A 24,666-nucleotide genomic window follows, 5' to 3' on the forward strand; every position below is an offset into this window, starting at 1 on the left:
CAATAATTTAGTCAAAAGGAGAGAAGCGGATTGGCAGAACGACGCATGTTTGCAAAAACGATTATTGATAGTGATGCGTTTTTAGATATGCCCTTATCAAGTCAGGCCCTGTATTTTCATTTAGCGATGCGTGCCGATGATGATGGATTTATCAATAATCCCAAAAAATTGCAGCGAATGGTCGGTTGTGGGGAAGACGATCTAAAATTGTTGATGGTTAAAAAATTTATTCTAGTATTTGAAAGTGGTGTGATCGTTATCAAACATTGGAAAATTCATAATTATATTCGCAGTGATCGTTACAAACCAACCTTGTATCAAGAAGAGAAAAATCAGATTGTTGAAAAAAATAGCAAAGCTTATACGTTTAAAGTAGAATCGTCTGTCAGTGGTCAACCAGCTGACTACCAACGGTTACCACAGGAAAGCATAGTCCAGTCTAAGTTAGGTCAGAGTCAAGGTAGTAGTTCAGAAAACGATTGTTTAAAGATGATTTATCATTTTTATGAGGAAAACGGCTTTGGTACACTGGCCTCAAAAACAAGCCAAGATTTTAAGTATTGGTTGCAAGATTTTATACAAAAAGGGGCTAGCCAAGAGGAAGCATGCCAATTAATCTTGCATGCTTTAGGAATTGCCGTCGATCGAAATAAACGGAATTACGGCTATGTAAATGCTATTTTGAAAAGTTGGGAGCAACAAAATTATTTATCCGTACATGAAGTTCTGGTAAATGATAAAAAACAAGTGTTGGAGCATGCGCCGCAAATGACAGAAGAATATCAAGAGTTAGGTTTTTAAAGAAAGGAGGAAATCAGTATGCATGCGACAGATCAAACTTTTCAAATACTATTGAGTCAATTGTTAGAAAAAGTTGAAGACCGTTGTCCTGGATGTGGCAGTGAACAATATGTTTGGCAACAAAAAAATAAAGATGGCACAGAACGTTGTGCCCCAACTTGTTGGTCGTGTGGGTATAAAATGCTAAAAAAACATGAACAACAAGCCAATCAACAACGTTCTCAAGAGAGTTTTGAGGCACGTACACAAAAATTTTTTCATCAAGGGTCCTTAATTGCTGATGATGCGCTACGGCAATGTCGCTTAACCAATTACCAAACCACTGAATTAGAAACAAGACAAGCAAAAGACCAGGCCTTAGCAGCAGTTTCAGCGATTGTTGAAGGAAAGCCAATCCACGTTATTTTTTCAGGGAAACCTGGTGTTGGTAAAAGTCATTTGGCTATCAGTATTTTAGTTGAAGTCTTAGAACGCTCTGCATATCAAAAGTATTGTTTATTTGTCAGCTACTCTGAGTTATTAGAAAAACTAAAAATGTCCATGAATGAGTCGACCAAAAGCCAAGCAAAGGCTCAAGCGTATATTACTAGAATGAAAAAAGCAGACGTTTTGGTCTTAGATGATTTAGGTGCTGAATTAGGAATTAAAAATAAAGTTAGTACGGATTTTAATAATGACATCTTAAACCGAATTTTAGAAGCTAGACAGAATAAAGCAACTATTTTTACTACTAATTTTTCTGGAAAACAACTGGTGGAGGCCTATGGAACACGCATTATTTCTCGTCTAATGAAGCACGCCAGTGGCTATGTTTTCCAATATAAAGACACAACAGACAAACGAATGAGGAGTGTGAAATAAATATGTTAACAATTATTATTGGGTTTATCTTTTGGACAATGACACTAATGTTAGGTTATCTAATTGGTGAAAGAGAAGGCCGTAAACATGAGTAATTTAACAAAACGTAAAAAAGATTTATTTGAAATGAAAAGCGTTGTATTTAAAGATATTTCAAAGCAACAAAGCGAAAAAGCACAAAAAAGAAAACGACTCTTACAACTAATGAATCAATATCCCGATTGGGCAAGTCAAAAAAATAAACTTATTATGCAGGAAATTCAAGAATTAGGACAAGCAATCGGTAATTGGTCGATGGATCAATCAAGACCCATCCAATCCATCAAGGCCGCATCGTTTACAAAAAGCGAGTATCTCTATTTAATTTGGCTCGGTTATTCAGATGAAGCAATTCGTCACGGCTTAGACATGTCGAAAGAGTGTTATTTTATTTATCGATTAACACTTTTAAATGAATAAAAGTAAAGGAGATTAACCAATGCGTACGTCAACATTTAATTATATCAAAGATATTTTAGCAGACTTTTATAAAACAGATGAGTATATCCGGCAACGGGAAGAAGAATTACGGCACCCTTATCAAGAAGCAGATTTAAATGCTGGTATTAGAGGACAAGGACTTCACTCTGTAGTGACCGAACGAATGGCGATTACGATAGCTATGGATCGTCGTCTGTGGAACTTAGAGAGAAATCGAGACATTATCAAAAATTGTTTAGCCGAAGCGGATGAACAAACGCGCGTGATTATTGAAGAACTATATATGAAAAAACGGCCCTCTTTAACATTAATTGGACTTGCCCAGCAATTATTTATTAGTAAAAGCCAAGCCTATAAATTAAGAAATCATTTCTTTGAAGCGGTGGCGGATGAACTAGGGATGTAAACATGGAAAAAGCGTGGAATTTTTTCAGGTGTCAACATGGTAAATTAATAGTGTCGAAAGAGATAGATAAACGTGAGGCAACCAAAAAAATAAAGACACGGAATTCTATGATTTTGACTGCTTTCTTGTGTCAGCTATGAAGGAGCAGAAAATGCCGGCTGCTTTCAAGATCCTTCATTTTGACTAGAAGAGAGCCAATTTGTTAACCAATCCTGAATTTTTAGAATGGAAAGGTGGCGCTAAAAATGAATGAAGCGGAACAAGAATTATATGAAGCCCTTGTTGCAATCTGCCAGACGTCAGGATTTTTGTTGCTAGAGGAACTGCCGACAGATTTACCAGATCAACCATTTGTTTACTTAGGTGATAGTAAAGAATTACCTAAGCCAACTAAATCAGCTATTTTGGGAGAAATTGAATTAGTAATGCATGTTTATGGTGCGTTATCTGAACGACAACAAATTTCTACAATTAAAGGAACGATTTTACGGCAGGCAACCAGTAACTTAAAACGAACGGCTCATTTTAATTGGGGTATCAAACATCAAGAAGTCAAAGCACAAATGGTAAAAGATACCAAACAAATGAAAAAAACAATTTGGCATGCTGTACTACCATTACACATGCAATTTTACTAGGAGGAATTATCAATGGGAGAAGTTATGCAAGGAAAAGACCGTATTTTATTAGTTCGTCGCTTGGATGAAGCAGCGACAAAGAAAGCAATGAAACCCTTATTTCAAATTGAACATGAATGGGAATTCTCACGTGAATCGAGCGGTACGCAAACAAAAGATGGCGTTGCGAATGCTGTTTCTGGTTTAGAAGTTACGTTATCGTTAAGCGGTTTAGCCTCTCGAGATGATGAAAATTTATACATGAAAGACGCAGTTGAAGATGGCATCTTAATGGAATTTTGGGATGTTGATTTAAAAGGTGAAAAAAATGCGGAAGGTAAATATCCAGCAATTTATGCCCAAGGTTATGTAAATTCATGGAGTTTACCAGCCAATGTAGAAGAATTAGTAGAAATCGAAACAGAAGCCTCTATTAATGGCAAACCACAAGATGGTTTTGCAACAGTAGAAGCAGATATTATTGCGGAAGCACAATATGCGTTCCAAGATACCGTTCCAGAGAAAGCACCACAACCTGGCGCATAATCAAAAAAGTGTTGAATTTTAGGAGGATAAAAAATGAATTTAGAGATTAACGGAAAAACAATTGAAGTGAAATTTACGATTGGCGCGATTCGCGAATTAGATAAACGTTACCAAATTGAAAATGGCGCTGCCAAATTCGGCATGGGCATCAGTTCAGCAATGATTTATTTACGCCAATACAATCCAGTAATCTTAGTTGACATCATGGAAGCTTTACAAAGTGGGCAATTAAAAATAGGTAAGTCGGAAATTGAAGCATGGTTAATGACCCAAGATGTCAAAAAACTTTCAGATGATTTGCTTAAAGAAATGGGAAAGCAACCTCTTACAAAACCAATGATCGATCAGTTCAACAAAGAAGCGAAGAAAGCAGAAGCGCAAGCGACCAACTAATTAAAACGAGCGATGACGTGTATCACGACATCGCTCTTTCTGCTTTTCGCTACTTAGGCTGTCGTTCATTTGAAGAAGTGGATCGGATGACCATGTCTGAATTTGAATTACGAATGATTGCTTTTAATTTAGCAGAAGTAGATGAAGAGCGGAAAAGGCACGAGCTTGCCTACTTAAATGTTAAAGCGCAAGCGACAAACAAAAAAGGAAAACCCGTTTTTGAAAGCTTTAAAAGTTTTTATGATTATGAAAAACGAGTTGCTGAAGTTCTGGCAGCTAACCAGCCACAACGAACGAAATTAAATGAGCGGAAAAAAACGCAACTTGCTACTGTGGCAGAGCGTCTACGCCGCTATCGAGAAGGGAGGAGAGTAGATGGAGAATGACAAAGAAAAAACGCCGTTGTCGGAGGCAAAGAAAAGCCTTGCAGGCGTCCAACAAGCATTAAAAAGTATGAGCGGTGAGTATGCCTTATTAAGTGGATATTTAGGGAAAATTAGTGCGGGTGTCAATCAGTCAGCCACGGTCATGAACACATTTAAAACCGTTATGCAACAATCTGGAGAAACAGTGAAAAAAACAGGAGACGAAACAGCAAAGGCAGCAGATCAAATGAACACAGCGTTAACAGATTCTGCTGAACAAGCTGGTGAAGCAGCTAAAAAAGCGGGGAAAGAAACCTCTGATGGCTTTACTAATGCACAAAATAATATGCTGAGCTTTGGGACGGCCATGACTAGTGCCGTTTCCTTACCTATGCTGAACGTTTTAAAAACAGCTATGGGCGTCGGTGCTGGGGTCAGTGGCGAATTTCAAGGAATGCAAGGACTGATTATGGCCAGTGCAGGAGGGATTTCTGATTCATTGCAAGGCGAGTTGCAAGGGGCATTGACTCAGATGAATCAATCATTTGAAGCGGCGGCACAAGTGATTCAAAGCGTGATGGCTCCAGGAATGGAAATTTTGGTTCAAGTGGTTATCACAGTCGTCAAAGGCATTACAGCTTTGGTGAATTTATTTATCAAATTACCAAAACCCGTCCAAGTTTTTATTGTTGCCATTATGGGCATTTTAGCCGCCATTGGGCCCATGTTGATTATGGTAACGATGGCTCAGCAAAAATTTCAACAGTTTAGTGATGGTTTGGTTCTTGTAAAAGGAAACATTGGGAAGTTAGGTGGTGGCTTATCAAAACTAAGTGCTAGTTTTAGTGCCTTAAGTGGAGGACCATTAATTTTACTTGTAGCAGCCGTTTTAGCAGCGGTAGCAGCGTTTATTTATTTCTATAAAACCAATGAAACATTTAGAAATAGTATCAATAGCTTAGCTAGTGCCATTCAAGGAGCTGTTTCAGCGGCGTTTGGCAAATTGGTAGGATTGCTACAACAGATCCAGCCGGCCTTTCAGCAAGTAATGGCAGTTTTTAAACAATTTTTTGCAGTAGGCTTAGAGAAAATGGCGACTATTTTTTCAACAATTGGTCGTGTGCTAGCAGGCGTTTTTGCCAGCGGTTTGCAATTAGGTAGTAACTTATTAGGGCAATTTGGTGGCACCTTTGACAAAGCTGGTTTAGCGGTTGGTCTTTTGGTAAAAGTTCTGACAAAAGTTGCACTGGCTGCATTAGGAATTTCTGGGCCGTTTGGTCTAATTATTTCCTTGATTGTTTCATTCGTGACGGCCTGGATGAAAACCGGTGATTTGAGTGCGGGTGGTATTACCCAAGTCTTTGATAATCTAGGTAACACGATTACATCGGTTACAACAATGCTGGCAGCTAATCTACCGAAAGTTATACAACTTTTTACAACCGTCTTAACCAGTATTCTCGGGAAAATAACAGAAGCTATTCCAAGCATCGTAACCGCGTTATCTAGTTTAATTACGTTAATTGTTGGTGCGATTGTTGCCAATTTGCCAGTCTTAATTGAAGCGGCAACACAAATTATTACTACGTTGATTCAGGGGATTACAACAGTCTTACCAATGTTGATAGAAGTTGGTTTGAGCTTATTAATGACTTTAGTTAATGCGATTGTCACCGCCTTGCCAACAATTACAACTGCAGCGATTAATATCATCACTACATTAGTGACAGCTTTTGTCACAGCGTTACCAATGCTAGTTACAGCAGGTGTTTCAATTATCACGGCCTTAGTCAATGCATTTGTTACTATGTTACCGTTGATTTTGACTGCTGGTTTACAAATTTTGATGGCATTAATCACTGGGATTATGACGATTTTACCTCAGTTAATTCAATCAGCGCTGACGATTATTCTAGCGTTAGTGACAGCGTTGATAGGTGCCTTACCACAGATTATCAGCGCAGGTGTCAAATTGTTAATGGCGTTAATTCAAGGAATTATTTCGATTTTACCAACCTTAGTTGCGGCAGCTATTACCTTAATTTTGACATTGGTAAATGCCTTAATTGGTGCCTTGCCACAAATCATCAGCGCAGGCGTCAAATTGCTAATGGCTTTGATCCAAGGGATTATTTCAATTTTACCGCAACTGGTTACTGCAGCAATTACGCTAATTACCGCTTTAATGGGTGCGTTAATCAATGCGTTGCCACAGTTGTTAAGTGCTGGGATTCAACTGATTCAAGCCTTAATTAATGGTGTACTCAGTCTATTGGGTGCCTTGCTGTCCGCAGCAGGAACATTAATCTCACAAATGATCACGAAGATTGGTTCTTATTTTGGTCAACTGTTAGCTTCGGGCGGACAGTTAGTTGAAAATATCAAAAATGGGGTTACCAATGCAGCCGATCAGGTAAAAAATGCCATTGGTTCTGTAATTGAAGGTGCTTGGCAAGCAATCCAAGGTTGGTTTTCAAAATTCACCGATGCCGGTGCGAATATTGTCGGTATGATTGCTGATGGAATTACAGGCGCAATTGGAAAAGCCAAAGAAGCAATCGATGGGGTCGTCAGTAAAATTCGTAACTTTTTACCATTTTCACCAGCAAAAGAAGGTCCCTTATCTGATTTGCATAAATTGAATTTCGGCGGCACGATTGCCACGGGGATTTATGCAGGCGAAACAGCCGTTAGTAGAGCAATGGCTTCTATTTTAGACTTACCGCTGTTAAATGATTTTGCCTTGGACTTAGCTGGTCGAGGAAACTTCACAGCAACGATTGACCATCGTTTAGAAAATGATGCATACAATCGACCATTATTTGTGACAGTAGAGTCAACGTTAGATGGGAAAGTTGTCGCAGCAACTACGGCGCCTTATTTAGCAACAGAGTTACAACGACAACAAGTGAAACAAAATAACCGCTTAGGAAGGAGAGGATAACATGTATAAATTTGTTGATACCAATCAAGCAACTCATTCAACGCCTCTTCCTTCAGAAGCGTTGAATTTTAACGGCCAATTTTTAGAAAAAGTCATCCCTGGTTATCAAACATTATCAGTTTCAGGACGAGAATTAGTTCCAAGCAAAATTGAAAGCTATCAATTAGGGATTCGTGATGGTAAACGTCACGTTTATGCGCGAATTCCAGAACGAGAATTAACAGTCAAATATCGCCTTTCAGCTGTGAATAATGAAGCGTTTCGAGATGCATTTAATCATTTAAACGTTGCTTTGTTTACGGAAAAAGACGTTTCTATTTGGTTTAACGATGAACCGGAAATGCTGTGGTTTGGCAGTAAGTCTTCAGTGAGTGATGTACCCGAAGGTGTTAACCAAGTAACAGGCACCTTTACTTTATTGCTTTCTGATCCGTATAAATACACACGGAGTGATGCGACTAGTGTGATGTGGGGTTCGCCAACCATTACATTTCAAGCGAATTACTTAATGGGGAATACAGGCTCAGGTGCAGTTGATTTTCCAATTTTAATTGAAGGTGGAGCCTATTGGGGATCAACCATGATTACCTTTCAAAATCGGGCTTACACGATGGGGGATTTAGGCAAAGAAGTTCGGCCAATTGAAATTTATCCTACGGTCGAAGGATTAAAAGTCAAACCGACCATTATTTTAACAGGAACCGGTCGTGGTGTTTGGATTAAAACACGGAACGATACAATTAACTTAGGAGACTTTGATCGTTCGGAAATTATCATTGATACTGAAAATTTTTATCTGACAAAAAATGGTGCACCGATGATTCGACCAATGAACGATTTTTATCTATATCCCAATGAACCGCTGTATATTCAAGCCAAAGATAGCGACTTCCGCTTGACGATTCGCTATCCTAACCGATTTGTGTAGGAGGGTGATTAAATGTTAATGGCGCTGGATTTGAAAAGAACATATACGGCAATCTTGGATAATGCCTATCAAGTCAGTTATGAAAAAATAGAGAACAAAATTGGCAGTTTAGATTTTACCATGCCGCTAGATGATCCTAAAAATGAATTTATTGCAGAAATGCAATGGGTGGAACTGACCGACAATGAGAATGAATATATTGGTTTATATCGCGTGATGCCAACCACAATTAAGAAAGATGCGAACAATAATCAAATTCACTACTCTGCCACAGAAGCATTATGTACCTTAGGCGATACTGTCCTATTTGGTTGTCACGAAATTAAAAACAAAACAACGAAAGAGGCCATTCAATTTCTATTAAATAAACAAAAAACAAAGCATTGGGTCCTAAAAAAATGTGATTTTTCAAGGAAATTAACCTATAAATGGGAGAATGAAAATGGGCTAGTCGAGCCTTTATTTAGCATCCCAGCCGATTTCGAAGAGGAATATCTTTGGCAATGGAATACAGAGGTCTATCCTTTTGAACTTTCATTAGTCAAACCGCCAACAGAACCAGTTGCGCGAATTCAAGAAGGTTACAACATGCAAGGATTTGAAATAGAACGTAATCCCAAGATGCTAATCAATCGGATTTATCCATTAGGTTCAGGCGAAGGTGTTAACAAAGTCAATATTCGCTCGGTCAATCAAGGGGTTCCGTATTTAGAGAACAAGGCCGCAATTGACCGCTATGGTTTATTAGAGTCAATTTGGGTGGAACAGCGTTTTTCTGATCCCAAGTCATTAAAGGAAAATGCTTTGCGAATGTTAAAAGAATGGACCAAACCACAAGTTTCTTGGGTAGTGACTGCAGCTGATTTAATTAAATTAACAGATCAACCTTTGGCAATCGATCGTTTGCGGTTGGGTACGGTTATCATGATTAATACGAATGAGTTTGGGAGTGTCAACCTTCGTATCAAAAAAGAAAGTAAAAAAGATGTCTTTGGTGCCCCCCAAGACATTCAGCTAGAGTTGGGAAATCTGCAAGAAACAATTCATAGTACCATGACAGCTTTCAGTCGGAAACAAGAGATTAGCGAAACTTACGCACAAGGGGCGACGACACTTTTAAATCGTTCAATACAAGGAGAACTTAGCAAGACACAGCCAGTGGAGCTGAATTTATACTTTGACGAGGACATTCTTTATGTAAACACCGCAGAATTAACATTCAAGGCAACTGCTAAAGGACCTTCGCATTCTGTAACGAACATTGATTTGGTAGTGGATGGCAAAAAATTACCCCAACTATCATTGCAACAACAACGGCTAAACATTTTGAGTTATTTACGAAAAACAACAGATGGAAAAATCGAACGCGGCAATCACACGCTTCAATTTTTCTCTCATCAGCCACTATGGTTGGATGCTTCGGTCATCTGTCGTGTGTATATTCAATCCCAATTGGGTGGCCAGTTTTAATAAAATAATGAAAACTAGAGGAGTGTGACGAAATGTCAGTAGAACATATTGAAGAATTAGATACCCTGAATCAAGGTCGCCTTAAAATCAATGCAATCTTGGATCAGTCGAATGCATCAGCTGAGAAAGTTGATGCTTACCAAGTCCAGTTAACGAATGGAATTTCTGAAGCGAAAAACATCGCAGATGAAGCTGGCAAAGAAGCCGTACAAATTGCCACCGATGCAGGCAATCAAGCAAATGAAACAGCCAACCAAGCGATGAACAATGCCAAAACAGCCATCACGATTGCAGGAAATGCAGTTTCAACGGCAAATAATAATAAACAAGAATTTGATACTTTGCGAAATGATTTCGATCAATTAGTAGCAGAAGCGGGTGATAGTAATCCAGAAATTGTCCAAGCACGCACAGATACACAAGGCATCAAACAAGCTACCTTAGCGAATCGTCTTCAAATTGATTTGAATGACCGTATGACAAAAGCAGACGGTATTTCTTTATTGGCTAAGCCAACCACTGTCAAATTGAAGTTAGACTTTAACGGTAAAACGGCCGGCAATACAGCCACCAATGCAAACAGTTATTCCACTGATTTTACGGCTAAAATTCTTAAGAAGCCAACAGACGTTTGGGAGGAAGTTTCCCAAGCGGACTACAATAAAATGGCCAGCCGTGATGATGAGGGTGTGAAAACAGGTTCCACCCAAAGTGGTGTGATTCCACAACAATTAGCGGCCTTCAATCTCGTTGAAGCCGCAAAAAAATTAATTCCACAAATGTTTGAAACATTCACAACTGACGAGGCGGTGGCATTTATTCGCCAGAACGTTCAATTTTTTACGATTAATCAACGTGTGAAAGCCGCTGCGCCCAATAATCAAACGATTAAAATCGCTACGTATTTACCAACTACGGATAATTGGGTAACTCAAATCCAAGAATCAGCAAAAGAGTTCAGCGATTTTTCAATTCAAATCAATGATCAGAATTTTATCACAGATGAAGGTTTCATTTATTTAATGAGCTATACAGATTCATCAAATGGGGTAACGCCAGCCAGCGTAGAAGTTGATTACGTTGGGCTTCATATTGGTCTGTCTGTTGATGCCCAAGCGGTTTTAGCGAAGAGTGGTTTTGTTCAAGCGGAGCAACTCAAGACCCATGTGGAAAATCAGGATAATCCGCACCAAGTAACCGCTGAACAAGTGGGGCTAGGCAATGTAGAAAATTATGGCTTCGCATCAGACAGCGAAGCAGTCGCGGGAACTTTAACGAGTAAATATATGCACCCGAAAAACGTTGCGGAAGCGATTAAAGGTCAAGCTGTGACACAAACAGGTGATCAAGAGATTGCTGGGGTGAAGAATTTTTCCGAAGCTCCTTTATTCAAAAATCTTCCCTTAGTTAGTCTAGGCAAATTTAACCTCGTAGGTATAAACGGAACAGAAGGTAGTTTTACAAAAGTCATTGGAAATATGAATAATAAAGAAGTAGGATTTGGTAGTGATTTTTCTTACATTGACGAACGAGCAAAACTTGCTAATTTAAATAAAAATAACAACCGTTTAGTTATTGAAGAAGATGGAATGTATATTTTAATTGTGCACTTTTGGGTACAGCCTATAACAACGGTAAATGGCTATTGGTACTTTAATTTTGCTATTAATGGTGTACGAGCTGGTGGTCCAACAGATCGTTTTTGGGGACTCGGAGGTACCAGTTGGAAAAATCGTCAAGATGGACTTGGAATGGTCATACGTAATTTTAAGAAAGGAGACCAACTTTCTGCATTAATTGAGACAAATTATATGGGTGAAGTAAACAGTACAGGAATTAAATCTGCTACGCTAATCAAAATAGGGTGATTTAGATGGAACGTTATCTCAACACAATAACAATGCTTTTAAGCATTTTCGGTGGGATTGTCGTACGTTTATTAGGCGGATTAGATCAATTGTTGGATGTCTTCCTCTTTTTAATTATTGTCGATTTCATCACAGGTTGGATTAAGGCAATCGCCACAAAAGAATTGTCCAGTCGAATTGGTATGCTCGGAATTGCGAAAAAAGTGACGATGTTATTTGTGGTTGCTGTAGCGGTTCGTGTTGAAAAAGTTGTGGGGAACAATTTGCCAATTCGGGAAATGGTTCTGATTTTTTACATTGCGAACGAAGGACTTTCTTTTTTTGAAAACATTGCGACCTTTATTCCTATGCCGAAAAAGTTAAAAGAGTTATTTATTCAGTTAAAAAATAAAGATGATTAAGTAGAAGTGGTCGGGACAAACGTAGAACTTTCGGCTGATTGCCGAAGAAATTACTTCTGTTCCGCCATTTATCTGCAGGTTTAAGCCGTGGAAGGGAAGTTATTTTGACTTTCCTTTCATGGCTTTTTTAAGAAAGGAGCATGCTATGTTTAAAAAATTAATGATTCAACTTGCTTTAGTGATTGGCTTAAGTTTAACGATTCCGATGACGGCTTGCGCTTACACCATCGAAGCGGATCCAATCAACTTTACTTATTTTCCCGGCTCTGCAAGCAATGAATTAATTGTTTTACATGAATCTGGAAACGAGCGGAACCTAGGACCACACAGTTTAGACAATGAAGTGGCCTATATGAAACGAAATTGGTCAAATGCTTATGTCTCATATTTTGTCGGATCTGGTGGACGAGTGAAACAATTAGCTCCTGCTGGCCAAATTCAATATGGCGCAGGTTCTTTAGCTAATCAAAAAGCCTATGCGCAAATCGAATTGGCTCGAACGAATAATGCGGCGACATTTAAAAAAGATTATGCTGCCTATGTTAATTTGGCCCGTGATTTGGCTCAGAACATTGGTGCTGATTTTTCTCTGGACGATGGAACAGGTTATGGCATAGTCACTCATGATTGGATTACAAAAAATTGGTGGGGAGATCATACAGATCCTTATGGTTATTTAGCGCGTTGGGGGATTAGTAAAGCGCAGTTGGCACAAGATTTACAAACGGGCGTTTCTGAAACAGGTGAGACTGTCATTATTCAGCCAGGTAAACCTAATGCGCCAAAATATCAAGTAGGACAAGCAATTCGTTTCACTTCAATCTATCCAACACCAGATGCTTTAATCAATGAACATCTATCAGCAGAGGCACTTTGGACACAAGTAGGAACAATTACAGCGAAATTACCGGACCGACAAAACCTTTACCGTGTTGAAAATAGCGGACATTTGTTAGGTTATGTGAACGACGGCGACATTGCTGAACTTTGGCGCCCGCAAACGAAGAAATCATTTCTAATTGGTGTGGACGAAGGCATTGTTTTAAGAGCAGGACAACCTAGTCTGTTAGCACCCATTTATGGTATTTGGCCTAAAAATACTCGCTTTTATTACGATACGTTTTATATTGCAGATGGGTATGTTTTTATTGGTGGAACAGATACGACAGGCGCGAGAATTTATTTGCCAATCGGACCAAACGATGGCAACGCACAGAATACATGGGGATCATTTGCTAGCTAAAAAAAGCCACAAACTCTGCTTTTATCAGAGTTTGTGGCTTTTTTTGCATTTAGCAGAGATTTTTCCAAAGGGAATAAGCAACGGAGACTGCGAAGCTAGGTACTTTTATGCTATAATGACAAAGTTAGTATTATCGGAACTGGAGGAACTATAATGGACGGCATTTTACCGTTATGGAAGGAACGTGGCATGACAAGTCATGACTGCGTATTTAAATTGAGAAAAATTTTACATACCAAAAAAATTGGTCATGGTGGTACGCTAGATCCAGATGTCGAAGGGGTCTTACCCATCTGCGTTGGCAAAGGAACGAAAGTGATCGAATACATGGTAGATTCTGGCAAAACCTATGAAGGTGAAATTACACTTGGATTTGCTACGACAACCGAAGATGTTAGTGGCGAAATTGTTGAAAAAAAACCAGTTACAGCACCTCTGTCAACTGAACAAATTGATCAAGCAATGGCCGAAATGACAGGTGAAATCACACAAATCCCACCGATGTTTTCTGCGGTGAAAGTCAATGGTAAACGTTTATATGAATATGCGCGGAACGGGGAAGAAGTTGAACGGCCCCAACGAAAAGCTATGATTTATTCATTTGAACGCACTAGTGAACCAATTTTTAACGAATCCGCTCATACACAAAGTTGGCGGTTTAAAGTGGTCTGTGGCAAAGGAACCTATGTGCGGACACTATCAGTGGATACTGGCAAAAAATTAGGCTATCCTGCCCATATGTCGGATTTAACGAGAACGGCAAGTGGCGGTTTGCAAGCTGCGCAATGCTTAACGTTAGAAGAAGTAGCCAAACAAATGGCTGCTGAAACAATCGATCAATGCCTGTTGCCCATTGAGACAGCAGTAGAACAATTCCCACGAATTGATTTATCAGATGAATTGTATCAAAAAGTAAAAAATGGCATGCGTTTGCACAAAAAAGAATTAGGAATAAAGGCAATGCCAGAATCCTTAGTCGCCTTATTTTACCAAAATCAAGTGGTTAGTTTATACATGCCACACCCAACGCATGATAAATTATTGAAACCAAGTAAAGTTCTACGGAACAATTAAATAAAAAAGAAGGAAGTTTTTGCACATGCAAGTTATTCAACTACATCATCCCTATGAACCCAATCAAATTCCTAATGAAGAAGTCGTGATGGTCCTAGGCTTTTTTGACGGTGTTCACAAAGGCCACCAAAAAGTAATTGAAACAGGTAAAAAGATTGCGGAGGAAAAAGGCTTGAAGTTAGCTGTGATGACCTTCAACCAACACCCATCAATCGTTTTTCAAAAAGTTTTACCAGAAAATATGAAATATTTAACTAGCTTGGAACAAAAAGAACGCCTAATGGCCAACTTGGGCGTTGATATTTTATATATTGTCGAATTTACTTCAGCGTTTGCTCAATTAAAGCCGCAAGATTTTGTCGATCAGTATATCGTTAATTTAAATAGTGCAGTGGCAGTCTCTGGGTTTGATTATACGTATGGTCCTAAAGAAATTGCTGGAGTCAAACAGTTACCAACTTATGCGCAAGGCCGTTTTGAAGTGGTGACAGTACCAAAAGAAGAAATGACTGGTGCCAAAATTAGCTCAACAAGAATTCGCGAAAAAATGGAAGCCGGCGAAATGGAGGAGGTCACGGAGTTGTTAGGATATATTTATGAAACAGAAGGAACAGTTGTCCATGGCGATGCTCGTGGCCGTTTATTGGGTTTCCCGACCGCTAATGTCAAAGTGAAAAGCACCGTGCGTTTACCAAGAATTGGCGTCTATGCTGTGCAAATCGAAGTTGGTGGCAAATGGTATGTCGGCATGGGCTCAATTGGTCATAATGACACCTTTGGAGAAGGACGCGATTTAACCGTGGAAGTCTATATTTTGGACTTCCATCAAGACATCTATGGTGAGCAAGTGGTGGTTCGTTGGAATCATTATTTACGTGACCAAGTGAAATTCAATGGGGCTGAAGCCTTGATCGACCAATTAAAACAAGATGAACGAGATACGGCTGACTATTTCCAACAATCTGAGGACAAATAATGAAGATTCGTCAAGAAAAACCTGCAGAGTATCAAGCTGTAGAACGTTTAACGTATCAAGCGTTTAAGGAATTAAACTTGACCGAAAACTGGCGTCCCACAGAGCATTTTATCGTGCATTTATTAAGAGAAAGTGCCAACTTTATTCTGGAGTTGTCCTTAGTTTCAGAAACTGATCAAGGAAAATTAACGGGTCATATTATGTCTTCAAAAGCCAAACTACGATTACCTGATCATACAGAAAAGGCTGTTTTGACCGTTGGGCCGCTAAGTGTCCATCCAGAAGCACAGAACACGGGCGTAGGCTCAGCGTTAATTAAGCATTCTGTGCAGAAGGCCAAAGAATTAGGCGTCGGCGGATTGATTATCATGGGCCATCCAACTTACTATACGAAGTTCGGTTTTGTTCCAGCGACTACTTTTCAGATTACGTTACCGGAAAAAGAAACATCAGAAGCATTATTGGCTTTGGAATTACTGCCAGGTTATTTTGGCACAAGTGGTGGGGAGTGGCATTTTTCAACATGCTTTGCTTATCCAGAAACACACCTTGCAGAATTAGAAGCCTTTGAAGCAGAACTCTGAATAAATGAATAAAGAATAATAAGACACGCCAACCACTAGTTAAGTACTGGTGGTTGTCGTGTCTTTACTACTTTTTATTACAAAGTAGTTGACAGAACCGGTACTCAGTATTATTATGTAGTGGTATGTAGCAATAAAGAGTAGTTCAGGGAGGAAAAGCAGTGAAGCAGACAGAGTTGCTAAAAGGCATTTTAGAAGGTTTAGTTTTAGCCATCATCCAAAGGAAAGAAACATATGGTTATGAAATTACAAAAATTTTAAATGACCAAGGGTTTACTGAAATTGTTGAAGGAACCATTTATACGATTTTACTGCGTTTAGAAAAAAATCAATGGGTTATAGCTGAAAAAAAGCCTTCAGAAAAAGGACCAATGCGGAAGTTCTATCGCTTAACCTCATCAGGAGAAGCAGAACTCGCTGATTTTTGGCAGCGGTGGACGTTGCTTTCAAAACAAGTAAACAAGATGAAAAAAATGGAGGGATAGAGCATGTCAAATTTTAAAGCGTTGATCAAAAAAGTTGTTGGGGATAAAAAAGAATACAAAGAATATAAACGACGGATTGCAGCATTACCAGCAGAGTATCGACAAGTATTTCAAGAAATTGAAAAATATGCATGGCATTTTTCAGATCATAGCGGAGCCAATATGTTCAATGCGTTGACTGATTTACTTGATCTGTTTGAAGAAGGAGCTGCTAACGGAACACCTATCAAAAATATTACGGAAGAAAAAGTAGGTGATTTTGCTGAAACAATTGTCAATGAAGTCGCTGGCAAATGGACTGATAAACAGAAAGAAAAACTGAATCATCAATTTTCTAAACAATAGTCAAAACAAAAAAAGGAGAATAAACATGGTTGAAAATTTTTTTAAAGAAGGAAAGTTGCTGGTTATTCCCAAGAAAAATGCGAAAAAAGTCCAAGTGTTTCAACGTGTGGCCAACCAATTTGAATTTGGGAAAGAATATACGGAAAAAGAAGTCAATCAGCGACTTAGAGAAATCTATGAAGATTATGCACTTTTGAGACGGTATTTAGTAGATTATCAGTATTTAGAAAGAGATAAGTTTGGAAAAATTTATCAGAAATGTGAGCAACACACAAAAATTATATAAATGGCTTTTTTTAAAAGTAGCGAAACTAGGTGAAATGAACCAAGTCTAGCTACTTTTTGTTATGTAAGCTTAGTAATAGTTCTATAAAAAACTCTCTATTTGTTTTCTAACTCAGACTGGTAAGATTGATTTAATTAGAAAAAGATAGAGGTGAGAGAATGAATCTACGTACTTTAGGTCTAACAAAAATTCTTTTGACCTTTATTATATTAAGTATTATTGGCGCGTTAATGATTTATAGCGCCAGTAGCTATGACTTGTTGATGCAAGGCGTGAAGCCCACTGCTGTGTTTATTAAACAAGGCATTATTATGTGTCTCAGCTGGGTGCTAATGTTCGTGATCTACAAAGTTCGATTAGAAGTGTTATTTAATAAAAAAATTGCGATTGGACTGCTTTTAGTTTCGGTACTATTACTGTTAATGGTTCGACTACCTTTTTTTGGTGTAGCAGCGAATGGCGCACAACGTTGGATTTCTCTCTTTGGAATCCAATTTCAGCCATCAGAGCTTTGTAATTTTGCGATTATTTATTACTTGAGCTGTTATTTAGGTGAAAAAGAAAATGGCTTGACAACGAAGCAGTTAAGGAAACAATGGCTGTTTGTTTTGGTCGTTGCATTTTTAGTTTTGATTCAACCCAAAGTTGGCGGGGCTATTCTTATTTTAGTTATTGGCAGTGTCTTGATTTTCTCAGCAAGTATTCATGCAAAATTTAGTGTAATTGCTGCGGGGATTGTCGTTGCTAGCGCGGCGCTTCTTTCTAAAATAATTATTTTTCTAGGCGATCACCGCTACTTACCACATTTTTTTGCGCATGTGTATGACCGCTTAGTTGTTTTGAAAAATCCGTTTTTATCCTTTCATGATCGCGGATTTCAGCCTTCAATGGCCTATTTAGCAATGTATAACGGTGGGTTTTGGGGCACTGGATTAGCCAATGGTATGGTAAAAAAAGGTGGCTTGCCAGAAGGTCAAACCGATTTTATTTTTGCGGTGATTGTGGAAGAACTTGGTTTGATTGGCGGCTTACTATTACTATTTCTTTTGTTATTTTTAGCTGCCTCGATTTTGCGGAGTAGTTGTGTAATAAAGAATCATTGTTACGGCTTGTTTTTGTTAGGGGTCGGGACCTTGATTTTAGCTCAAACGGCGATTAACATTGGTGGCGTTTTGGGTTTGATTCCAATGACGGGAATTCCTTTACCGTTTGTTAGTTACGGTGGGACAAGTTATTTAATCTTTTCAGTGGCATTAGGAATCGTCATTAAAATTATTGCAAACGAAAGGCGGCAGTTAAATGGTCAATACAAAAAAATTCAACTTACATCTTAATTATGATTTATTATTGCCCATTTTTTTACTCACACTTTTATCTTCTGGTGTGCAATATTGGATTGCCGTTAATGAAGGAAAAGACGGAACTGTGCCAGCATTAAAACAACTCTTCTTTATTTTTGTTGGCTATGCAGGCATGTTTTTAGCTAGTCGGCTGTCACAGAAGTTTATTTGGAAAGTAGCTCCTTTTTTCTATGGGTTTTCATTAATCTTAATGAGTGCTTTGTATTTTTCCTATGACAAAGGAATGTATTTATTGACGGGCACAAAGCGCTGGTTAGATTTAGGGTTTATTAAATTTCAGCCATCAGAAATTGCGAAAATTGCGTTTATTTTAATGTTGGCAAAAATTATTGTCCAACATGAGCAACAAGACTGGTCTGATAAATGGCGTTCAGACAAGCAACTTCTAAAAAAAATCGTTGCGGTTAGTGTCCCTGTTTTTTTCTTGATGGCGGTACAAAAAGATTTTGGGACATCCCTTGTTTTCGTAACGATTATTCTATCTCTTTTAGTTATTTCAGGAATTGATCGCAAAATTTTAATCATTATTTTCAGCGCTTTAGCAACGTTAGGCGTGGTCTTGATTCTGTTAGTCTTTACAGAGTGGGGGCACAAAGTACTCTTCTTTTTACATTTTAAACAATATCAATTGGATCGAATTTTGGCATGGATTCATCCCTATGATTATGTCGATAAAATCTCCTATCAACAAGTACAAGGCTTATTGGCAATCGGTTCGGGTGGTTTATTTGGTAAGGGTGTACATGGGATTGAAGTGTATGTCCCTGTTCGTGAGTCTGATATGGTTTTTACTTTTATCGGGGAAGCCTGGGGCTTTGTGGGCAGTGCCACCGTTGTTTTTCTCTATTTTTACTTGTTTTATCAAGTTTTAGTAGCTGGCTTGCGGAGCAATTCGCGTTTTTGTATGTACATCTGTGTTGCCCTCATCTTTTCGCTGGTCTTTCAAACGGTGGAGAATATCGGTGCGGTGATTGGACTGTTGCCGTTAAAAGGTATTCCGCTTCCGTTTTTAAGTCAAGGAGGCACTTCGTTAGTGATGGCTATCACTTCTTTAGGATTTGTCAAAGGAAGAGAAGCCGCTACCTGAAAACACAAATAAAAACCAAGACTGGAACTCGCTTGCCGACAAGCTCTAGTCTTGGTTTTTACTATTGAAATTGTTTTTGGCATTCAGCCAAAAGTTGTTGAAGTTGTCGACTCATGTAACGTTCTTTTAAATAATAAACTGCCATGTTTCGTTTAGGTAGTTCTTGGTAAGTTAGTGTATGGATCGAATTGTCTAAAAGTTGAATATTTGTGTATTCGGGGACGATAGCGAAACTATCGGAATGAGACACCAAGTGAGTAATAAGTGAAAGAGTATCCACTTGAATGACTTTCTCTGGAGAAAAATTAGAAAACGTAGTATCTAGCCAATTGGTTAATTTGTTTTGCTCGGAAAATTCGGTATTTAAACGGACGAAGGGGTACATTGTTAGTTCTTTTAAAATTTCTTCCGTCGTGGCTTTGGCCAAAGCTGGATGATCGTTTCTTAAAATGAATTGATAATTTGCTGTAAATAAATCAATTTTACCAATATGTTCAGGTAATGGTAAGTCAGCAAAGGAAATACCAAAATCTGCATCCATTGTTTCCAAGGATTGAAGAATATTTTCTGTAATAATAGTGTGGACTTGTAAGTTGGATGAACGATCCGTTAATGTTGTCATTAGTAAGTCATTCAATTTATATTCTAAATCACAGAGATAAGTGGCTACATAAATATGGTTGGAAGAATGATTAATTTCTTTTAGCTCTTCTTCAATTGAGACCAACTCATTGGTGATGCGCCAACAATATTTTTCTAAAATTAATCCAGCTGGTGTTAAGGTGGTAGTTTGGCCTTGGCGATTAAAAAGTTCCGCGCCTAACGTTGCTTCAAGAATTTTTATTTGCTTACTTAATGCAGCTTGAGAAATTGCTAAATTTTCGGCTGCTTTAGTAAATTGTTTCACTTTGCATAACTCTAAAAAATAATGTAAACGAAATAGTTCCATGGGAATTCCTCCTTTTTCTATTCCTAGAATAAATAACGTAATTGTTCAAATAAATAACGGTGTGCTTCACAATGTCCGTGATGATTATTCTGAACTAAATAGATGGCTCGTTCTGGACTATCTTCCAGAGGAATACCAACTAAGTTACGTCTGTTTAGTTCATCAGTGAGTGAATAGGGAAGGATGCTACAGGCTTTTTCTCGTTGGACCATGTCTAAGACTAAATGAAGAGAAGGAAGTTCGATGACGATTTGCCGATTTTCCCAATTGATTTTACGTTCCCAACGTTTAAACACTTTTTTTTCATATACTTGATCGGAATATGCAGCAAAAGGTAAAGAACGAATTTCGTCAATCGTTACGCTATCGGCATGGGCTAAAGGATGATTTTTATTGACACAAAGGAGATAGCTTTCTGTATAAATTAATTCTTTCTCTAATGGAATAGAGGTATCCAAAAATATCCCAATCCCAATGTCAATTAAATCTGTTTCCAAGGCTGTTTCAAGATCGTAATAATACTTAAAATCAATACTTACATACGGATAGGATTGATTAAATAACAACAAGACTTCTCCAAATGCTTTATCTATATCAATTAAGTTTGTTCCAATCCGAATGGTCGTTGTCGATCCTTGGGTCACTAATTCATTAATCTCTTCTTGCGCTTCCTTAATGAGTGCAAAAATCATTTCTGTTCGCTTGGCGACGACTTCGCCTGCTGGAGAAAGCCGACAATGTTTCTTGTCTCTTAAAATTAATGAAGCACCTAATTCACGTTCCAACTCCTTGAGCTGGGTACTTAAATAAGGTTGACTCGTATGGAGCTTTTGAGAAGCTAAAGTAAAACTCGCATACTTTGAAACTGCCATAAAATATTCTAGTTGTTGTAATTTCATTTTCCTCACCGCCGTTTCTTTAACTATACAAAAAATAGCAGAAGAAAAGCTTCTCGACAAGGCTATCTGACGGTCTTTAGATTAATTTAACCAGTTATGATTCTATGAATAAATACGAATCATACCAGAAAACCATAGTAAATAAGCGGATTATTTTTCTTTTTGTTACTGAATGGACAAAAAGTTATCTGCTAAAAACTTTTTCTATATCGTTATTTTTTCAAGGAAGAATTATACTTGCTGTTGTAATTAAATAAGATTTGTTAGGTGAGGCTCCTATACAAACATAGGCTACTGCCCAAAAATGTCGAGAGACGCCAATGGGTAGAACAGGAACTGTCGAATGAAGGCTTTTCTTAAGGTAGCTAAAAGCAATCGCTTTTTACGTTGTATAGTGCTAAAGCTCAACGATAAGAACGATTATTCTTTGACACGTTGAGCTTTCAGCGTGTCTTTTTTTGTGGAAAGGGTGAGGAAAATGGAAGATGAACCAATCGTCAATTCAAGTCAACAACAGATAAATGAGGTGAAAGAAAATGGAAAAGAAAATGCGTCACTTGGGCCATGACTATAGTTACAAAAAGTTTGCCCATTCAGAAGTAGAAAAAGTTTTACAACGTTTCGGCTCAACTTGGGATGGCATTAAACACCAAGATATTGAAGAATTAAAAGAACGTTATGGCCGCAACAAAATTATGAATGAAAAAAAAGCTTCACGGCTGCGACTTTTTATAAAATCGTATATCACGCCGTTTACTTTGGTGTTATTAGCACTAGCCACGATTTCATTTTTTACAGAATATGTCTATGCTGCGCCAGAGGAAAAAGATGTTACTGGCGTGTTAATTATGTTAGCGATGGTCATCTTAAGCGGCACGATGAGTTTTGTACAATCAGTCAAATCAAGCAATGCAGTTGAAAAATTACAAAATATGATTAAAGTTACAGCGACAGTCATTCGTGACAAGAAGCAAATGGAAATTCCTATTGAGGAAGTTGTGTGTGGCGACTTGGTCCAACTATCCGCTGGCGATATGATTCCAGCCGATTTACGTTTAATCCAATCTAAGGACTTATTTGTTTCCCAATCATCCTTGACTGGAGAGAGTTTTCCCATTGAAAAACACGCGACTCATCAAAAAGATAGTGATCAAATTGATACAGAATACGACAATCTTTTGTTTTTAGGAACAAATGTCATTAGTGGCACTGGTTTGGGCATTGTCATTAAAGTTGGTAATCAAACTTTATTCGGACGGATGGCTTCTGATAACGGAGAAGAGCAGCAGCAGACGAGTTTTGAAACAGGAATTAATAAAACAACGTGGGTGCTGATTCGCTTTATGTTGGTCATTACGCCAACTGTTTTTCTAATTAATGGGTTAACAAAAGGTGATTGGGTGGAAGCGTTAATGTTTGCGATTGCCACAGCTGTCGGCTTGACACCAGAAATGTTACCTATGATTGTAACAACCAATTTAGTCAAAGGTTCTCGAGAAATGGCTAAAGAAGGCACGATTATGAAAAATGTCAATGCCATTCAAAATTTTGGCGGGATGGATGTACTTTGTACGGATAAAACAGGTACCTTAACACAAGATAAAGTAATTTTAGAATACCACTATAATATTGGTTGCCAAGAAGATCAAAAAGTCTTGGATTTAGCATTTCTAAACAGTTATTTTCAAACAGGTTTGCGTAATTTAATGGATAACGCCGTTATTCAAGCGGCGACACAAGAAAGTGATATACAATCAGATGATTTTTATAAAGTAGATGAAATTCCTTTCGATTTCAATCGACGTCGAATGAGCGTGATTATCAAAGAGTTTAAAACGCGAGAAACACGCTTAATTACCAAAGGTGCGGTTGAAGAAATGCTCTTGGTCTGCACACAGGTGCTTTTAGATGGCGAAATTGTGCCCTTAACAGAGACACTGCGTCAAAAAATTACCAAAGACGTTGAAGCTTTAAATCGAGATGGTTTGCGCGTTCTAGCAATTGCCGATAAAAAAGTCGAAGCGGCTGAATGGGAGTATACAACTAAAGATGAATCAGAGTTGATTTTACAAGGTTATCTTGCCTTCTTGGATCCGCCAAAAGAAACAGCAGCGGCAGCTATTCACGCCTTGCATCAACATAATGTAGCTGTGAAAGTATTAACGGGGGACAATCAGTATGTGACGCATTCTGTTTGTAAAGAAGTTGGTCTGGCTGGCGAAAAAATTATTACAGGAAATGAACTTCAACAATTAAACCAAGAAGAATTAAGAAAAACCGTTCAAGCGTATAATATTTTCGCCAAAATTACGCCTGACCAAAAAGTTCGTATTGTAAATGCGTTAACTGAAAATGGTCAAACTGTTGGCTTTTTAGGTGATGGAATAAATGATGCTGGAGCAATGCGTGCTGCTGATGTAGGAATCTCTGTTGATACAGCTGTCGATGTGGCGAAAGAATCGGCGGATGTAATTTTATTGAGAAAAGATTTAATGGTTTTAGAAAAAGGAATTTTATCTGGACGGCGCGTGTTTACGAACACGATGAAGTACGTCAAATTAACAGCAAGTTCTAATTTTGGCAATGTTTTTTCCGTGATCCCAGCAAGTATCTTTTTACCATTTTTACCGATTGCTCCGATTCAATCGCTATTATTAAATCTAATTTACGATACTTCGTGTATGTCAGTTCCTTGGGACAAAGTAGATGAAGAATACGTAGAAAAACCAAAAAAATGGGAACCAAAATCAATTGGTAATTTTATGCGTTGGTTTGGTCCAACGAGTTCTATTTTTGATATTGTTACCTATTTATTTATGTATTTCATTGTGTGTCCGGCTATCCTAGGTGGCTCATTCTTTGAATTAAATGGAGCAGATCAATTGCTCTTTATCGGTATTTTCCATGCAGGGTGGTTCATTGAGTCCTTATGGTCCCAAATGCTCGTCTTGCATTTCCTACGAACAGAAAAAATGCCTTTCCTTCAAAGTAGTGCTTCTGGAATTATGACGTTAGTCACTACAGCAGGGATTGTTCTCGGAACTGTTTTACCCTTTACCGCTTTCGGTGCAGAACTAGGATTTGTCGGTTTATCACCAAGCTATTTCTTGTATTTAATCCCGACAATTGTTGCTTATTTAGCACTGGTTGCGTTCATTAAAGTTTTATACGTCAAACGTTACGGTCAATTACTGTAACTGATTTGTACTATTATATATAGAAAAATTTTTTTACTTTTCTTTCAAGGTTGAGGAGGTGTCGGTTTTTATGACAGCTCCTCGTTGTTGTTTTAAGTGG

Annotated in this window: 25 protein-coding genes and 1 riboswitch; of the genes, 23 read left to right on the top strand and 2 right to left on the bottom strand. The window is 38.2% G+C overall.

Translation table 11 applies throughout. From position 1 onward, the window contains the following. The first annotated feature begins 45 nt into the window (after nucleotides 1-45). The 22 genes from IGM04_RS05450 (at nucleotide 46) to IGM04_RS05555 (ending at nucleotide 19,521) form a co-directional block, all read left to right on the top strand. Nucleotides 46-801, top strand: a complete 756-nt coding sequence (locus IGM04_RS05450; protein ID WP_033599275.1) for a DnaD domain protein — start codon at nucleotides 46-48, stop codon at nucleotides 799-801. A gap of 18 nt (nucleotides 802-819) precedes the next feature. Beyond that, on the top strand, nucleotides 820-1,662 hold the full coding sequence (locus IGM04_RS05455) for an ATP-binding protein (protein ID WP_086317809.1): 843 nt from the start codon (nucleotides 820-822) through the stop codon (nucleotides 1,660-1,662). Between the two features lie 66 nt (nucleotides 1,663-1,728). Next, nucleotides 1,729-2,121, top strand: a complete 393-nt coding sequence (locus IGM04_RS05460) for a hypothetical protein (protein WP_002360492.1) — start codon at nucleotides 1,729-1,731, stop codon at nucleotides 2,119-2,121. 19 nt (nucleotides 2,122-2,140) lie between these two features. Further along, a complete protein-coding gene (locus tag IGM04_RS05465) occupies nucleotides 2,141-2,548 on the top strand; it encodes a RinA family phage transcriptional activator (protein ID WP_002360491.1) in 408 nt (135 codons plus the stop codon). Nucleotides 2,549-2,793: 245 nt separating this feature from the next. Continuing rightward, nucleotides 2,794-3,186: a phage structural protein gene (locus IGM04_RS05470; RefSeq protein ID WP_010710441.1), complete on the top strand. Its 393-nt coding sequence runs from the start codon at nucleotides 2,794-2,796 to the stop codon at nucleotides 3,184-3,186. 12 nt (nucleotides 3,187-3,198) lie between these two features. Further along, nucleotides 3,199-3,711 (top strand): phage major tail protein, TP901-1 family, encoded by a 513-nt coding sequence (locus tag IGM04_RS05475; RefSeq protein ID WP_002366557.1) that lies wholly within the window; start codon nucleotides 3,199-3,201, stop codon nucleotides 3,709-3,711. A 33-nt stretch (nucleotides 3,712-3,744) separates the two neighbouring features. Continuing rightward, a complete protein-coding gene (locus IGM04_RS05480; RefSeq protein WP_002395084.1) occupies nucleotides 3,745-4,104 on the top strand; it encodes a tail assembly chaperone in 360 nt (119 codons plus the stop codon). Nucleotides 4,105-4,121: 17 nt separating this feature from the next. Then, nucleotides 4,122-4,490 carry a hypothetical protein gene (locus tag IGM04_RS05485; protein ID WP_002361692.1) on the top strand — a complete coding sequence of 123 codons (369 nt, stop codon included), beginning with the start codon at nucleotides 4,122-4,124 and terminating at the stop codon, nucleotides 4,488-4,490. Next, a complete protein-coding gene (locus IGM04_RS05490; protein WP_086317810.1) occupies nucleotides 4,480-7,413 on the top strand; it encodes a phage tail protein in 2,934 nt (977 codons plus the stop codon). The genes IGM04_RS05485 and IGM04_RS05490 overlap by 11 nt, the downstream gene beginning before the upstream one ends. Before the next feature lies 1 nt (nucleotide 7,414). Further along, a complete protein-coding gene (locus IGM04_RS05495) occupies nucleotides 7,415-8,341 on the top strand; it encodes a distal tail protein Dit (protein ID WP_086317811.1) in 927 nt (308 codons plus the stop codon). Between the two features lie 12 nt (nucleotides 8,342-8,353). Next, nucleotides 8,354-9,811 (top strand): phage tail protein, encoded by a 1,458-nt coding sequence (locus IGM04_RS05500; protein ID WP_086317812.1) that lies wholly within the window; start codon nucleotides 8,354-8,356, stop codon nucleotides 9,809-9,811. 32 nt (nucleotides 9,812-9,843) lie between these two features. After that, the gene (locus tag IGM04_RS05505) at nucleotides 9,844-11,679 is read left to right on the top strand and encodes a hypothetical protein (protein WP_086317813.1); all 1,836 of its coding nucleotides are present in this window, start codon (nucleotides 9,844-9,846) and stop codon (nucleotides 11,677-11,679) included. Between the two features lie 5 nt (nucleotides 11,680-11,684). Beyond that, nucleotides 11,685-12,080 carry a phage holin family protein gene (locus tag IGM04_RS05510; protein WP_002357842.1) on the top strand — a complete coding sequence of 132 codons (396 nt, stop codon included), beginning with the start codon at nucleotides 11,685-11,687 and terminating at the stop codon, nucleotides 12,078-12,080. Between the two features lie 118 nt (nucleotides 12,081-12,198). Continuing rightward, on the top strand, nucleotides 12,199-13,323 hold the full coding sequence (locus IGM04_RS05515) for an SH3 domain-containing protein (protein WP_002382241.1): 1,125 nt from the start codon (nucleotides 12,199-12,201) through the stop codon (nucleotides 13,321-13,323). A gap of 153 nt (nucleotides 13,324-13,476) precedes the next feature. Further along, the gene (gene truB / locus IGM04_RS05520) at nucleotides 13,477-14,397 is read left to right on the top strand and encodes a tRNA pseudouridine(55) synthase TruB (RefSeq protein ID WP_002379378.1); all 921 of its coding nucleotides are present in this window, start codon (nucleotides 13,477-13,479) and stop codon (nucleotides 14,395-14,397) included. Nucleotides 14,398-14,422: 25 nt separating this feature from the next. After that, entirely contained in the window at nucleotides 14,423-15,373 is a 951-nt protein-coding gene (gene ribF, locus IGM04_RS05525) for a riboflavin biosynthesis protein RibF (RefSeq protein WP_002363808.1), read from the top strand. After that, on the top strand, nucleotides 15,373-15,957 hold the full coding sequence (locus IGM04_RS05530; protein ID WP_086317814.1) for a GNAT family N-acetyltransferase: 585 nt from the start codon (nucleotides 15,373-15,375) through the stop codon (nucleotides 15,955-15,957). The genes ribF and IGM04_RS05530 overlap by 1 nt, the downstream gene beginning before the upstream one ends. A 161-nt stretch (nucleotides 15,958-16,118) precedes the next feature. Next, the gene (locus IGM04_RS05535) at nucleotides 16,119-16,442 is read left to right on the top strand and encodes a PadR family transcriptional regulator (RefSeq protein WP_010775788.1); all 324 of its coding nucleotides are present in this window, start codon (nucleotides 16,119-16,121) and stop codon (nucleotides 16,440-16,442) included. Between the two features lie 3 nt (nucleotides 16,443-16,445). Continuing rightward, nucleotides 16,446-16,787 (top strand): DUF1048 domain-containing protein, encoded by a 342-nt coding sequence (locus IGM04_RS05540; protein WP_086317815.1) that lies wholly within the window; start codon nucleotides 16,446-16,448, stop codon nucleotides 16,785-16,787. 25 nt (nucleotides 16,788-16,812) lie between these two features. Continuing rightward, nucleotides 16,813-17,073 (top strand): DUF2087 domain-containing protein, encoded by a 261-nt coding sequence (locus IGM04_RS05545; RefSeq protein WP_002360471.1) that lies wholly within the window; start codon nucleotides 16,813-16,815, stop codon nucleotides 17,071-17,073. 158 nt (nucleotides 17,074-17,231) lie between these two features. Then, complete coding sequence (locus IGM04_RS05550) at nucleotides 17,232-18,407, top strand: FtsW/RodA/SpoVE family cell cycle protein (RefSeq protein WP_002357834.1); 1,176 nt, start codon at nucleotides 17,232-17,234, stop codon at nucleotides 18,405-18,407. Next, nucleotides 18,373-19,521 (top strand): FtsW/RodA/SpoVE family cell cycle protein, encoded by a 1,149-nt coding sequence (locus tag IGM04_RS05555; RefSeq protein WP_002357833.1) that lies wholly within the window; start codon nucleotides 18,373-18,375, stop codon nucleotides 19,519-19,521. Before IGM04_RS05550 ends, IGM04_RS05555 begins: the two co-directional genes overlap by 35 nt. A gap of 61 nt (nucleotides 19,522-19,582) precedes the next feature. On the opposite strand, the gene IGM04_RS05560 is transcribed toward IGM04_RS05555, so the two are convergent. Together IGM04_RS05560 and IGM04_RS05565 are read right to left on the bottom strand one after the other, a co-directional pair. Continuing rightward, complete coding sequence (locus IGM04_RS05560) at nucleotides 19,583-20,470, bottom strand: LysR family transcriptional regulator (RefSeq protein ID WP_002357832.1); 888 nt, start codon at nucleotides 20,468-20,470, stop codon at nucleotides 19,583-19,585. A 23-nt stretch (nucleotides 20,471-20,493) separates the two neighbouring features. Beyond that, the gene (locus IGM04_RS05565) at nucleotides 20,494-21,369 is read right to left on the bottom strand and encodes a LysR family transcriptional regulator (protein WP_002382245.1); all 876 of its coding nucleotides are present in this window, start codon (nucleotides 21,367-21,369) and stop codon (nucleotides 20,494-20,496) included. A 252-nt stretch (nucleotides 21,370-21,621) separates the two neighbouring features. After that, nucleotides 21,622-21,792: riboswitch (M-box (ykoK) riboswitch) on the top strand. 113 nt (nucleotides 21,793-21,905) lie between these two features. Between IGM04_RS05565 and mgtA the strand changes: the two genes are divergently transcribed. Beyond that, nucleotides 21,906-24,566, top strand: coding sequence for a magnesium-translocating P-type ATPase (gene mgtA, locus IGM04_RS05570; protein ID WP_086317816.1), 2,661 nt, complete (start codon nucleotides 21,906-21,908; stop codon nucleotides 24,564-24,566). The last annotated feature ends 100 nt before the right edge of the window (nucleotides 24,567-24,666 follow it).

The sequence above is a fragment of the Enterococcus sp. DIV2385 genome (assembly GCF_051711925.1).
GTDB lineage: Bacteria > Bacillota > Bacilli > Lactobacillales > Enterococcaceae > Enterococcus > Enterococcus faecalis.

Bases quoted from the DNA above. Each gene is read 5' to 3' on its own strand.
- IGM04_RS05450 (WP_033599275.1), top strand. From the start codon at position 46: ATGTTTGCAAAAACGATTATTGATAGTGATGCGTTTTTAGATATGCCC.
- IGM04_RS05455 (WP_086317809.1), top strand. From the start codon at position 820: ATGCATGCGACAGATCAAACTTTTCAAATACTATTGAGTCAATTGTTA.
- IGM04_RS05465 (WP_002360491.1), top strand. From the start codon at position 2,141: ATGCGTACGTCAACATTTAATTATATCAAAGATATTTTAGCAGACTTT.
- IGM04_RS05470 (WP_010710441.1), top strand. From the start codon at position 2,794: ATGAATGAAGCGGAACAAGAATTATATGAAGCCCTTGTTGCAATCTGC.
- IGM04_RS05475 (WP_002366557.1), top strand. From the start codon at position 3,199: ATGGGAGAAGTTATGCAAGGAAAAGACCGTATTTTATTAGTTCGTCGC.
- IGM04_RS05480 (WP_002395084.1), top strand. From the start codon at position 3,745: ATGAATTTAGAGATTAACGGAAAAACAATTGAAGTGAAATTTACGATT.
- IGM04_RS05490 (WP_086317810.1), top strand. From the start codon at position 4,480: ATGGAGAATGACAAAGAAAAAACGCCGTTGTCGGAGGCAAAGAAAAGC.
- IGM04_RS05495 (WP_086317811.1), top strand. From the start codon at position 7,415: ATGTATAAATTTGTTGATACCAATCAAGCAACTCATTCAACGCCTCTT.
- IGM04_RS05500 (WP_086317812.1), top strand. From the start codon at position 8,354: ATGTTAATGGCGCTGGATTTGAAAAGAACATATACGGCAATCTTGGAT.
- IGM04_RS05505 (WP_086317813.1), top strand. From the start codon at position 9,844: ATGTCAGTAGAACATATTGAAGAATTAGATACCCTGAATCAAGGTCGC.
- IGM04_RS05510 (WP_002357842.1), top strand. From the start codon at position 11,685: ATGGAACGTTATCTCAACACAATAACAATGCTTTTAAGCATTTTCGGT.
- IGM04_RS05515 (WP_002382241.1), top strand. From the start codon at position 12,199: ATGGCTTTTTTAAGAAAGGAGCATGCTATGTTTAAAAAATTAATGATT.
- truB (WP_002379378.1), top strand. From the start codon at position 13,477: ATGGACGGCATTTTACCGTTATGGAAGGAACGTGGCATGACAAGTCAT.
- ribF (WP_002363808.1), top strand. From the start codon at position 14,423: ATGCAAGTTATTCAACTACATCATCCCTATGAACCCAATCAAATTCCT.
- IGM04_RS05530 (WP_086317814.1), top strand. From the start codon at position 15,373: ATGAAGATTCGTCAAGAAAAACCTGCAGAGTATCAAGCTGTAGAACGT.
- IGM04_RS05540 (WP_086317815.1), top strand. From the start codon at position 16,446: ATGTCAAATTTTAAAGCGTTGATCAAAAAAGTTGTTGGGGATAAAAAA.
- IGM04_RS05545 (WP_002360471.1), top strand. From the start codon at position 16,813: ATGGTTGAAAATTTTTTTAAAGAAGGAAAGTTGCTGGTTATTCCCAAG.
- IGM04_RS05550 (WP_002357834.1), top strand. From the start codon at position 17,232: ATGAATCTACGTACTTTAGGTCTAACAAAAATTCTTTTGACCTTTATT.
- IGM04_RS05555 (WP_002357833.1), top strand. From the start codon at position 18,373: ATGGTCAATACAAAAAAATTCAACTTACATCTTAATTATGATTTATTA.
- IGM04_RS05560 (WP_002357832.1), bottom strand. From the start codon at position 20,470: ATGGAACTATTTCGTTTACATTATTTTTTAGAGTTATGCAAAGTGAAA.
- IGM04_RS05565 (WP_002382245.1), bottom strand. From the start codon at position 21,369: ATGAAATTACAACAACTAGAATATTTTATGGCAGTTTCAAAGTATGCG.
- mgtA (WP_086317816.1), top strand. From the start codon at position 21,906: ATGGAAAAGAAAATGCGTCACTTGGGCCATGACTATAGTTACAAAAAG.